Genomic DNA, 11,517 nt, shown 5'->3' with positions numbered 1-11,517 from the left:
TCTACCCTAAGCCCGCGCCCGCGGATACCCGGGCCGCGCGTCGCAATCTAGACTGGACCGGTGAGTAGAGCAGATCTAAATAAGCAGCCCGCGCAGGTCGCCGCCATGTTCGATTTGGTCTCGACCCACTACGACCGCACCAACGCGTTGCTCTCGGTGGGCAACGCCTCGCTGTGGCGTGTCGCCACCACCAGGGCCGTCAACCCGCGCCGCGGCGAACGGATCCTCGACATCGCCGCCGGCACCGGCACCTCCAGCGTGGCCCTCGCGCACACCGGCGCGCACGTGGTCGCCGCCGACTTCTCCGCGGGCATGATCAAGGTGGGCCGCGAACGGCACGCAGACAACCCCAACGTTGAGTTCGTGCAGGCTGATGCCACCCAGCTGCCGTTCAAGGACGGCGAGTTCGACGCCGTCACCATCTCGTTCGGCCTGCGCAACGTGGTGGAGCCCAAGAAGGCCCTCGCGGAGTTCTACAGGGTCACCAAGCCCGGCGGCCGCGTGGTCATCTGCGAGTTCTCCACCCCTCCCGTCGCGCCCATCCGGGTGGGCTACTTCGCCTACCTCAATCACGTGATGCCGCGCATCGTGAAGCTGGCGTCCTCCAACGCCGAGGCCTACGACTACCTGGGCGAATCCATCGCGGCGTGGCCGAACCAGCCCACCCTCAGCGCCTGGCTGCGCGACGCCGGATACGATGCCGTGGCGTACCGCAACCTCAGTCTCGGTATCGTGGCTCTGCACCGCGGAATCAAGACCGAGCACGCCCCCGCTTCAACCTCCTGAAACTCCCAGATCCGATCGTTAGGCTGACAGAGTGAAATTGACCGCCCCCGTGGCCCGCCGGAGCCCGTCGGTAACGTCGCAGCTGGGCCTGAGCGATCGAATCTTCTCCACCCCCGCCGACCGCGGCCTGGCTGCCAGCATCGACAAGGGCCTCGAAGAGGTGAAGACGACCCTGCTGGGCGAACTCGTCTTCGCCGACGAGATCGCCGCCGTGACCAGTCGGTACCTGCTCGATGCCGGCGGCAAACGCGTGCGCCCGATGCTCGCGCTGCTCACCTCCCACCTCGGCGACGGCACCATCCCCGACGTGGTCCGCGCGGCCGCCGCCATCGAGATCACCCACCTCGCCTCGCTGTACCACGACGACGTCATGGACGACGCTGAGAAGCGCCGCGGCGTGCCCAGCGCCCAGGTGGTCTGGGGTAACTCCATCGCCATCCTCGCCGGCGACCTGCTCTTCTCCCGTGCCAACCAGTTGATGGGCCGGCTCGGCGAACGCGCCGTGCGCCTGCAGGGCGACACCTTCGAACGCCTGGTGCTCGGCCAGTTGCACGAGACCGTCGGACCCAAGGACGGCGAGGACCCGATCGAGCACTACATCCAGGTGCTCGCCGACAAGACCGGCTCCCTGATCGCCGCCGCCGCCCAGGCCGGGATCATCTTCTCCAACGCGCCCGAGAAATTCGAGGAGCCCGTCGTGCTGTTCGGCGAGCGGATCGGTGTCGCCTTCCAGCTCATCGACGACGTGCTCGACCTGTCGCCGCAGCCCGAGGCGACCGGCAAGGTGCCCGGCACCGATTTGCGCGCCGGGGTCGCCACCCTGCCGCTGCTGCGTCTGCGTGAGCGTGCGGTAACGGATGTGCGCGCCGCCGACCTGGCCGCCCGCCTCGAGGCCGATGTGATGAGCAGCGCCGGCGTGGCCACCGAGGCCGCCGACTCCGCCATCACGGCTCTGCGCGAACACGACGTGACCACCCAGACCCTCGCGGAGGCCCACGGTTGGGCCCGTGATGCCGTTGCCGCCCTTGCCCCCCTGCCGAACGGCTCGGTCAAGAAGGCGCTCACCCGCTTCGCCGAGACCATCGTCGAGCGATCCAGCTAGAAAGGCTTCCATGACCAAGTTGCGATTGGCCATCGTCGGTGCGGGCCCCGCCGGCATCTACGCCGCAGACATCCTCTTGAAGGCCGAGCGAAACTTCGACGTTTCCATCGACCTGTTCGACCACCTGCCGGCCCCCTACGGGCTGGTTCGGTACGGCGTGGCGCCGGACCACCCCCGCATCAAGGGCATCATCAACGCGCTCCGCGACGTACTGGACCGCGGCGACATCCGCCTGTTCGGGAACGTGCGCTACGGCACCGACATCACCCTCGACGACCTCAAGAAGCACTACAACGCGGTGATTTTCGCCACCGGCGCCGTGCACGACGCCAACCTGCCCATCCCCGGCATCGAACTCGAGGGCTCCTATGGCGCCGCGAGGTTCGTGAGCTGGTTCGACGGCCACCCCGACGTGCCGCGCACCTGGCCGCTGACGGCCACGTCCGTCGCGGTGATCGGCAACGGAAACGTCGCCCTCGACGTCTCCCGCATGCTCGCCAAGCACGCCGACGACCTGCTGCCCACCGAGATCCCGGCCAACGTCTACGACGGACTCAAGGCCTCCCCGGTGACGGATGTGCACGTGTTCGGGCGCCGAGGCCCCACCTCGGTGAAGTTCACCCCGCTGGAGCTGCGCGAACTCGGCGAGCTGCCCGACGTGGACATCATCGTCTACGACGAGGACTTCGAGTACGACGACGCCGCCCGCGCGGCGGTGGCCAGCAACAAGCAGGTCTTCGTGATCGACAAGGTGCTCAACCAGTGGCGGAAGCGCGAGACCGGCCAGGCATCGCGTCGGCTGCACCTGCACTTCTTCGCCCGACCGGTGGAGGTCACCGACGACGGCAACGGCCACGTCGGCGGCTTCCGGTACGAGCGCACCGCACCGGATGGCCACGGCGGTGTGCACGGCACCGGCGAGATCCGCGAGCTGCCGATCCAGGCCATCTACCGGGCGGTCGGCTACTACGGCTCGTCGTTGCCCGGCATCCCGTTCGACAAGAAGCGCGGCGTGATCCCCAACCGCGAGGGACAGGTGCTCTGGAAGGGCGAGCCCGGCTTCGAGTCCAGCACCGGCAGCCAGCAGATGTACGGCGTCTACGCCACCGGCTGGATCAAGCGCGGACCGGTGGGCCTGATCGGGCACACCAAGTCCGACGCGATGGAGACCGTGCGGCACCTGATCAACGACGTCGGCAACTGGTGGCGGCCAGAAGCGCCCGAGGAGCAGAGCATCGTGGAGCTGCTCGAGTCCCGTGGCGTGGCGTACACCAACCTCGACGGCTGGCACCGCCTCGACCAGCACGAGCTGGCGCTCGGCGCCGAGCAGGGCCGCGTGCGCGTCAAGGTCGTCCCGCGCCACGAAATGGTCGAGGTCTCCCGAGCCCAAGTCCCCGCCGAACTGTAGTCAAGCCGCGAGCCGTGAGCAAAGCACCGAAAATCGAACGATTCGGGGGCTCGGCTCACGGCTCGCGTGCTGTGGCCTGGCAGGACGACATCCTGGGCAGTGACTACCAGGCGGCCACCCTGCCGCTGGGCAGCGACGGCGAAGGGGAGGTCGTGGCCACGCTGGTGCGGCACCGCCCGCCCCTGACCGACCTGGTATCGCCGGTGGCTCCGGCGCGGGGCACCGATGTGCTCTACCTGCACGGATGGTCGGACTACTTCTTCCAGACCGGCCTCGCCGAGCACTGGCACGGTCTTGGCGCCCGGTTCTACGCCCTCGATCTGCGGAAGTACGGGCGCAGCCTGCGGGAGCATCAGACACCCGGCTTCGTGGCCGACCTGGCCACCTACGACGCCGACATCGAAGCCGCCCTTGCCGCGATGGGCCACGGCGAAAACGCCGAACGGCCCTCGCGGCGGCGGCTGGTGCTGATGGGGCACTCCACCGGCGGCCTCACCCTGAGCCTGTGGGCCTCCAGGCACCCGGGCCGGGCCCATGCGCTCGTGCTGAACAGCCCGTGGCTGGAGTTTCAGGCCGGCGGTGTGGGCCGGGCCTTCATCACGCCCCTGGTGCAGCTGGGCGCCCGCGTGCAGCCGCTGGGCACCCTGCCCCAGGTGGACCTGGGCTTCTACAGTCGCTCCGTCTCGGCCGAGTTCGACGGCGAGTGGTCCTACGAACCGCGCTGGCGCCCGCCGCGCGGTTTCCCGCCGCCCCGGGCCTGGCTGAACGCGGTGCTCGAGGGGCACGCCGCCGTGGCGGCCGGACTGGGCATCGAGGTGCCCATCCTCACGCTGCTGTCGGCGCGGTCCACGATCTTGCCGCGCTGGAGTGAGCAGATGCGGCACAGCGACAGCGTCCTGGTGGTGAACGACATCGCCAGGGCCGCCGTGCGGCTGGGTACGACGGTGACGGTGGCGCGCATCGAGGGAGCGCTGCACGACGTCGTCCTGTCCGCCGAGGCACCGCGCGAAGCGGCCTACGCCGCCCTCACCCGGTGGCTCCGCGCCTACGCGCCCTGACCATCCGCGAACCGTGGGAAAAGCCCCAGGTCTCGCACGGTGCTTTCTAGCGGAAGTTGACGAACTGAAGGGCCACGTCGAGGTCCTTGCCCTTGAGCAGGGCCATAGTGGACTGCAGGTCGTCGCGGCTCTTCGAGCTCACGCGCAGTTCGTCGCCCTGAATCTGACTCTTGACGCCCTTGGGGCCCTCGTCGCGGATGATCTTGTTGATCTTCTTCGCGTTCTCCTGGTCGATGCCGGCCTTCATGCTGGCCTCGATGCGGTACTCCTTGCCCGACGGGTACGGCTCACCGGCGTCGAGGCTGCGCAGCGAGATGCCGCGCTTGATCAGCTTCGACTCGAACACCTCGAGGATCGCCTTGACGCGTTCCTCGGTGTTCGCCTTCATGAGCACCTTCTCGCCGCTCATCTCGATGGATGCTCCGACGTTCTTGAAGTCGTAGCGCTGCGCCACCTCTTTATGAGCCTGGTTGAGCGCGTTGTCGACCTCCATGGGGTCGACCTTGCTGACGATGTCGAACGTAGAATCTGCCATGAGAGCCATGTTACCGAGAAGGGCCGGATGCCGCCCGACGGCGCTCTGATCAGTCGCCGGGGCGTGCCGTACTCGAGCGCACGATCAGTTCGAACGGCATCGGGGTGTTCAATGCCGCCTGGTCGTGCTGGCCCGGGTGCAGCTGGTCCATCAGGATCTCCACGGCCTTGGCGCCCTGGCCCTGCGGGAACTGCGCGATGGTGCTCAGACCGAAGAAGTCCGCCAGTTCGTGGTCGTCGATGCCGATCACCGAAACGTCCCGTGGCACGACCAGGCCCAGGTCCCGAGCGGCCAGGATGCTGCCGATCGCCATCTCATCCGACGCCGCGAAGATGGCCGTCGGACGGTCGTGCGGGCTGCCCAGCAGCTGCTTCGCCGCCTGGTAGCCGCCACGGATGGTGAAGTCGGCCGGTTGGAACAGCTCGGGGGCCACGCCGATACCGGCGGCTTCCAGGGCAGCCTCGTAGCCGAAGCGCCGGTTGGTGGGCAGGTGGAAGTCGAGGTCGAAGTCCTTGGTGCCGCCGATGTGGGCGATCCGGGTGTGGCCGAGCGCGAGCAGGTGCTCGGTGGCGAGCCGGGCCACGGCCGCGTCGTCGATGGTGAGGGTGCGCACGCCCGTGATCGGGCCGCCGACGCCCACGAGCGGCTTGCCGAGCGCGTGCAGCCTGGCCACCTCGCTCTCGGTCAGTTCCAGCGAGATCGCGATCACGGCATCCACCCGCTGGCGGAGCAGGAAGTGCTCGAAGACGCTGCGGCGCTCGTCGCCGCCGCCGGTGAGGTTGTAGAGGGTGAGGTCGTAGCCGTTGTGCAGCAGTTCCTTCTGGGCGCCCTCGACGACGCTGGAGAAGAACCACCGATTGAGGAACGGCACGACCACGCCGATGTTCTTCATGCGACCCGACGCCAGGCTGGACGCGTTCGACGACACCACGTAGCCCAGCTCCAGCGCCGCGGCCTTGACCTTGAGCCTGGTCGTGGGCGACACGTGGCCGTTGCCGCTCAGGGCGCGCGAAACCGTGGCGGTGGAGACGCCCGCGCGACGGGCGACCTCGTCGATTCCGACCATTCGGGTTCCTAACCGGCGTGCAAGAGGGGGTGTGAAGTGATCATATCCACCGGTTTGACGCCCGGCCGCCCACCCTGATTTCGCACTTGGGCCCTTCGGCTTGTATTCTGTCTGAGCGTCTCCGGTCACGTGGCTACATATGGCCGGGTATGCACTGGCGAGTTACCCAAGCGGCCAAAGGGATCTGACTGTAAATCAGACGGCGTAGCCTTCGTGAGTTCGAATCTCGCACTCGCCACAGCAAGAATGGGGCAAGACCAGCACTACCTGCACCACCACAACGCGCCGGGCCTCCGGCGCGTTTGTGCGTTAACCCGCCCGTTACCGCTCGGGCGTACCGTGGTCAGATGACCCCATCCGCCACGACCGAACTGCTCACCCTCGCCCAGGAGACCGCCATGGTCGCCGGAGAGCTCGCCCGTCGCCGGCGGGCGGAAGGTGTGCAGATCGCCGCGTCGAAGTCGTCCCCGGAGGACGTGGTCACGCTCGCGGACCGGGAGACCGAGGCGCTCATCCGCGGCCTGCTCGCGGATGCGCGACCCGACGACGGCTTCTACGGCGAGGAGTCCACCGCCACCGCGGGCACCTCCGGACTGACCTGGATCGTGGACCCCATCGACGGCACCGTCAACTACCTCTACGGCATCCCCTGTTACGCCGTGAGCATCGCCGTGGTCGAGGGCGACGCCGACCCGACCAGCTGGAGCGCCCTGGCCGGCGCGGTGCGCAACCCGGCGATCGACGAACTGTTCTCCGCCCGCTCCGGAGGCGGTGCGCACCTGAACGGGCGCGCGCTGCAGGTGACGAGCGGTGTGCCGTTGTCGTTGGCCCTGTTCGGTACCGGATTCTCCTACGACTCGGTCCGGCGAACCCGCCAGGCGAAGGTCCTGCACGGTCTGATCAGCCGGGTCCGTGACGTGCGGCGGATGGGCGCGGCCTCACTGGACCTGTGCTCGGTGGCCGCCGGCCGGCTGGACCTGTACTACGAGCGTGGATTGCACCCCTGGGATCACGCCGCCGGGGCCCTCGTCGCCAGGGAGGCCGGTGCCCGGGTGGGCGCGTTCGGCGCGGACCGTGAAGGCCTCAGCCTTCTCATCGCGGCCGCGCCCGATCTGTACGCCACCGCCGAGCCGCTGCTCGCGAATCTTTTCGAGCAATTTATGGCCGACGACGACATTTGAGTATCGGGGTGCCGCTGACGGCTCCGCACCCGCTGGATGGCGGGGCAGACGCCCGATCCGCTATCACGCCTGGCCCTCATTGCGCATCCTCCACAGGGTGGGATGCACCCCGTGTTCGGGTGTGATTTGCCGACATCAAATGGCCATCCGGCGCTCCGCAAGCTAGCCTTTATCTATTCGTTACTTTGGCTCACGTCAAAACGCGAGCCTCCAGCCCTGTCCAACGCGCCGAAAGTACCCGTCCTTTGTCACGTCACACCCCGTTGTCGGATGCCCCCGCAGCCGACTCCAGTGACCTCTCACAGAGCGACCTCGGCAGCACCGATTCGACCGAGCCGGCCCCCGCGGCCGCCGAACCGCACCGCGCGCTCACGCGTCGCGAACAGCGCGAGCTCGAGCGTCGCGCGGAGCTCGCCGCCGAACCGGCACCGGTAACCGAGCCGGCACCCACCGAAACCGCCGACTTTGTTGCCGTCTCCGACGTGGAACCCCAGCCGGTCACCGAGCTGTCGCCCGCGGCGAACCTCCTGGTCGGTGCCGGACTGGCCGAACCTCACCTCGAGACCGTCGTTCTCAAGGAACGCGACCTGGCGCTGCCTGCCGAGCCGGCCTACGAGCAGATCCCGAGCGACGTTTCCCCGAACACCACGACCACGACGATCATCCTGCCGTCGCGCGCGGCCCTGCGTGCCCAGCTGCGCGCCGTTCAGGCGAGCGACGACCAGGCGCCGGCCGATGAGCCTGCTACGGCGTCACAGGCCCGCACGGAGCCGAGTGAGCCGGAGCGGCCGCTGCCCGCCTTCGTGCCCCGCACCCGCGCCCTGCCGTCCTCCGCCAAGCCCGGTGTGGCATCGGCACGCTCGGGACACCACCGCATGCGGATGCTGGCCACCAAGGGTGGTTCGATCATCGCAATGACCTTCGTCGCCCTGATGGCCGTCGCCACCTCGATCCCCGCCGACGCACTGCTGTCCTCCAGCGACGTGCAGGCCGCGGCCCTCGAAGCCAAGAAGCCCACGAGCGGCGCCGACCCCGCCCAGATCATCAACCTGGCCAACGGCACAGACACCATCACCGTCGAGCAGGACAGCTACCAGTCGCAGTCCATCGCCGAAGTCGCGGCGGCGAGCGGCATCCGCATGGAAGACACCTTCAGCAACAACCCGAACGGAACCATCCAGTGGCCGTTCGCGGTCGGCGTGCACGTGGGCGACCAGTTCGGCTACCGCAACTGCGCAGGCTGCTCGGTCAACCACGGCGGCCAGGACTTCAACCCCGGCCTCGGCGCCCCCACCCAGGCAATCGCCGACGGCGTGGTCAGCTTCACCGAGGACGGCGAGGGCAGCCTCGGCGTGCACATGATCATCGATCACATGATTGACGGCAAGCTGGTCTCCAGCGTCTACGCGCACATGATCCACGGCTCGATGCTGCTGAAGACCGGTGACGTCGTCAAGGTCGGCCAGGTCCTCGGCAAGGTCGGCTCCACCGGCATGTCGACGGGCCCGCACCTGCACTTCGAGATCCGCCTCGGCGGCATCAACGGCACCAAGACCGACCCGCTCGCCTGGCTCTACGCCAACACCAACTAGCGCTCGCTTCGCCTGATCTCGACAGGCTCGATCAACGCCGGTCTCTGCGCCCTCAGCGTCCCGCGAGAGCGGTCAGGTGGCTGCTTCGCGGACGTCGAGGCGATCTGACGCCCGCTTTCGCGAGGTCCGGGTCAGGCTTCTTTGGCGAGAAACGCCTCGAGCAGCGACCGGGGCAGCGGGAACGGTGCGACGCCGTCCGCCCCGTGCTGGGCCGGCCGTGCCTCTCGCGGCGTCACCGGCTCGGACGCTTCGCCCAACGACACGACCTGGTCGTGCAGGCGCTCCATATCGATGTCGAGCCGGTTGGCGACGTCGGCGGCCTGCTTGAGCTCACCCACCAGCGCGGTCGGCACCGCGCCGTCGTACTTGTAGAAGATCTTGTGCTCGAGGCTCGCCCAGAAATCCATGGCCACGGTGCGGATCTGCACCTCGACGGTGACGGGCTGCACCCGGTCGGACATGAACACCGGGATCGCCGCGATCAGGTGCAGGCTCTTGTAGCCGTTGGGCTTGGGGTTCTTGATGTAGTCCTTGACCTGCAACACGGTGATGTCCCGCTGGCCGGTGAGCATCTCGAGCACCCTGTAGGTGTCCGAGATGAAGCTGCAGGTGATCCGGATGCCCGCGATGTCCTGGATGTTCTCGCGGATCCCCTCGAGGTCCAGCGGGTAACCCTTGCGGTTGGCCTTCTTGAGGATGCCCTCCGGAGACTTGAGCCGGTGGCTGACGTGCTCGATCGGGCTGTAGTCGTGGATCGCGCTGAATTCTTCCTTGAGGATGTTGACCTTGGTCATCATCTCGTCGGTCGCGAACTTGCACGACATCATGAACCGGGTGAGCTCGGTCCGGATTTCCCGGAGGTCGCTGGGCCATTCGACAACCTGGTCAGTCACGAGCGCTCCCCAATCAACGGCGGCCCAGCGAACGCCGGTGGCCACCTCGAGTCTGCCATCCCCCGCATCGGTACTCGCTGGGAGCGAGCTGCGAGCGGGGGAGTGGCGACTACTCGGTAAGGCGAGGTGGTCAGCCCTGGAGCCAGGCCGTGGTGTCACCCGGCAGCGTGCGCCCGGTGAGGGTGGCGCTGGAAAGCAGCACATCGCCGGCGGGCAGCTCGACGGGCTGGTCGCCGGTGTTGGCGACCACCACGACATTCCGGTTGCGGAATACGAGCACGTCGTCGCTGGGCGAGGGCAGCCATTCCACCGAACCGAAGCCGAGCTCGTTCGCGCGACGCAGGGCGAGGGCGTCGGTGTAGAGCTCGAGGGTCGAGCCCTCCACACCGGCCTGCGCGTCGCGGGCCAGGGTGGCCCACTCGGCCGGCTGGGGCAGCCAGCTCTGCGCGCTCGGCCCGAAGCCGTACGACGGCGCGGCGCCTTCCCACGGGATGGGCACCCGGCAGCCGTCACGGCCGTAACGCTCACCGTTGGTGCGGAACCAGGTGGGGTCCTCCCGCGACGAGTCGGGCAGGTGGATGACCTCGGGCAGGCCGAGTTCTTCGCCCTGGTAGATATAGCTCGACCCCGGCAGCGCGAGCATCAGGGCGGATGCGGCGCGGGCGCGACGCAGTCCGACCTCGGTGTCCGGCAGGCCGACGGTATTCGGGCCGATGCCGTGACCCTGCAGGTTGTCGGCGGTGAGCGCGAGCCTGGACGCGTGCCGCACGACATCGTGGTTGGAGAGCACCCAGGTGCTCGGCGCCCCGACGGAGCTGAACGCGGCGAGCGAATCGTCGATCACGCGGCGGAGCGCGGGAGCCTGCCACGGGGTCTCCAGGTAGGCGAAGTTGAACGCCTGGTGCATCTCATCCGGACGCACCCACTGCGCCACTCGCTCGAGCGGGTCGACCCAGGCCTCGGCGGCCAGGATCCGGTCACCGTCATACTCGTCGAGCACGATGCGCCAGTCGCGGTAGATGTCGTGCACGCCGTCCTGGGCCCAATACGGGGCTCCGGCGACGGGCTCCGCCACAACGCCGGGCTCGAGCGCGGTGGTCGCGCCGCCCATGCTGCCGCCGTCGACGGGCGGGGTGTAGTCGGGCAGGCCCTTGGCCTTGATCATGCCGTGGGCGACATCCACCCTGAATCCGTCGACGCCGCGGTCCAGCCAGAAGCGAAGCACATCCCGGAACTCGGCGCGCACCCACTCGTTGTCCCAGTCGAAGTCGGGCTGGGTGGTGTCGAAGAGGTGCAGGTACCACTGGCCGGGGGTGCCGTCCGGGTCGGTCGTGCGGGTCCAGGCGTTGCCGCCGAACACGGACTCCCAGTTGTTCGGCGGAAGCTCACCGTTCTCGCCCAGGCCGTCGCGGAAGATGTAGTGGCCGCGCTCTTCGCTGCCGGGGCCGGCGGCCAGTGCGGCCTGGAACCACGGGTGGTCGCTCGAGGAGTGATTCGGCACGATGTCGACGATCACCCGGATGCCCAGGTCGTGCGCGGCGGCCTGCATCTTGTCGTAGTCGGACAGCGAGCCGAACAGGGGATCGACATCGCAGTAGTCGGAGACGTCATAGCCGGCGTCGCGCTGCGGCGACGTGTAGAAGGGTGACAGCCAGATGGCGTCCACCCCCAATTCGGCGAGCTGCGGCAGCCTGGAGCGGATGCCGGCGAGGTCGCCCATGCCGTCGCCGTTCGCGTCAGCGAACGACCGTGGGTAGATCTGATAGATAACGGCGTTACGCCACCACTCTGTGCCTGTCATGACGGACAGACTACGGCATTTTGTGATGCGTGCAAGCGCTTCCACAAATGACGCTGGCGGATCTGGCATCAGAACTGTCGATAACCGCATACTGG

At 68.1% G+C, this 11,517-nt stretch carries 10 protein-coding genes and 1 tRNA gene; 7 read left to right on the top strand and 4 right to left on the bottom strand.

What is annotated here, in order from left to right; all coding sequences use genetic code 11:
* Positions 1-60 precede the first annotated feature (60 nt).
* The 4 genes from RCH12_RS03520 to RCH12_RS03505 all read left to right on the top strand — a co-directional run bounded on the left by RCH12_RS03520 (position 61) and on the right by RCH12_RS03505 (position 4,354).
* Positions 61-786, top strand: a complete 726-nt coding sequence (locus tag RCH12_RS03520; protein WP_241980050.1) for a class I SAM-dependent methyltransferase — start codon at positions 61-63, stop codon at positions 784-786.
* A 31-nt stretch (positions 787-817) separates the two neighbouring features.
* Complete coding sequence (locus tag RCH12_RS03515) at positions 818-1,888, top strand: polyprenyl synthetase family protein (RefSeq protein ID WP_103429506.1); 1,071 nt, start codon at positions 818-820, stop codon at positions 1,886-1,888.
* Positions 1,889-1,898: 10 nt separating this feature from the next.
* Entirely contained in the window at positions 1,899-3,296 is a 1,398-nt protein-coding gene (locus RCH12_RS03510; RefSeq protein WP_103429507.1) for an FAD-dependent oxidoreductase, read from the top strand.
* Positions 3,297-3,367: 71 nt separating this feature from the next.
* Positions 3,368-4,354 carry an alpha/beta hydrolase gene (locus tag RCH12_RS03505; protein ID WP_103429508.1) on the top strand — a complete coding sequence of 329 codons (987 nt, stop codon included), beginning with the start codon at positions 3,368-3,370 and terminating at the stop codon, positions 4,352-4,354.
* Between the two features lie 46 nt (positions 4,355-4,400).
* Here the strand turns inward: RCH12_RS03505 and RCH12_RS03500 are convergent, their stop codons facing one another.
* Together RCH12_RS03500 and RCH12_RS03495 are read right to left on the bottom strand one after the other, a co-directional pair.
* Positions 4,401-4,889 (bottom strand): YajQ family cyclic di-GMP-binding protein, encoded by a 489-nt coding sequence (locus RCH12_RS03500; protein WP_103429523.1) that lies wholly within the window; start codon positions 4,887-4,889, stop codon positions 4,401-4,403.
* Between the two features lie 49 nt (positions 4,890-4,938).
* A complete protein-coding gene (locus RCH12_RS03495; protein WP_327016053.1) occupies positions 4,939-5,955 on the bottom strand; it encodes a LacI family DNA-binding transcriptional regulator in 1,017 nt (338 codons plus the stop codon).
* A gap of 156 nt (positions 5,956-6,111) precedes the next feature.
* Here RCH12_RS03495 and RCH12_RS03490 point away from each other — a divergent pair.
* From RCH12_RS03490 to RCH12_RS03480, 3 genes are all read left to right on the top strand, one after another.
* Positions 6,112-6,193, top strand: a tRNA-Tyr gene (locus tag RCH12_RS03490).
* 109 nt (positions 6,194-6,302) lie between these two features.
* Positions 6,303-7,136: an inositol monophosphatase family protein gene (locus tag RCH12_RS03485; RefSeq protein WP_327016052.1), complete on the top strand. Its 834-nt coding sequence runs from the start codon at positions 6,303-6,305 to the stop codon at positions 7,134-7,136.
* Positions 7,137-7,381: 245 nt separating this feature from the next.
* Positions 7,382-8,728, top strand: coding sequence for a M23 family metallopeptidase (locus RCH12_RS03480; protein ID WP_327016051.1), 1,347 nt, complete (start codon positions 7,382-7,384; stop codon positions 8,726-8,728).
* 131 nt (positions 8,729-8,859) lie between these two features.
* Here RCH12_RS03480 and RCH12_RS03475 read toward each other — a convergent pair whose 3' ends face one another.
* Together RCH12_RS03475 and RCH12_RS03470 are read right to left on the bottom strand one after the other, a co-directional pair.
* Positions 8,860-9,621, bottom strand: coding sequence for a GTP pyrophosphokinase (locus tag RCH12_RS03475; protein ID WP_327016050.1), 762 nt, complete (start codon positions 9,619-9,621; stop codon positions 8,860-8,862).
* 130 nt (positions 9,622-9,751) lie between these two features.
* Positions 9,752-11,422: a glycoside hydrolase family 13 protein gene (locus tag RCH12_RS03470; RefSeq protein WP_327016049.1), complete on the bottom strand. Its 1,671-nt coding sequence runs from the start codon at positions 11,420-11,422 to the stop codon at positions 9,752-9,754.
* Positions 11,423-11,517 lie beyond the last annotated feature (95 nt).

The organism is Cryobacterium sp. MP_3.1, assembly GCF_035984795.1.
In the GTDB taxonomy this organism is placed as follows: Bacteria; Actinomycetota; Actinomycetes; order Actinomycetales; family Microbacteriaceae; genus Cryobacterium; species Cryobacterium zongtaii.
This window is presented reverse-complemented; position numbering and strand designations above follow the sequence as displayed.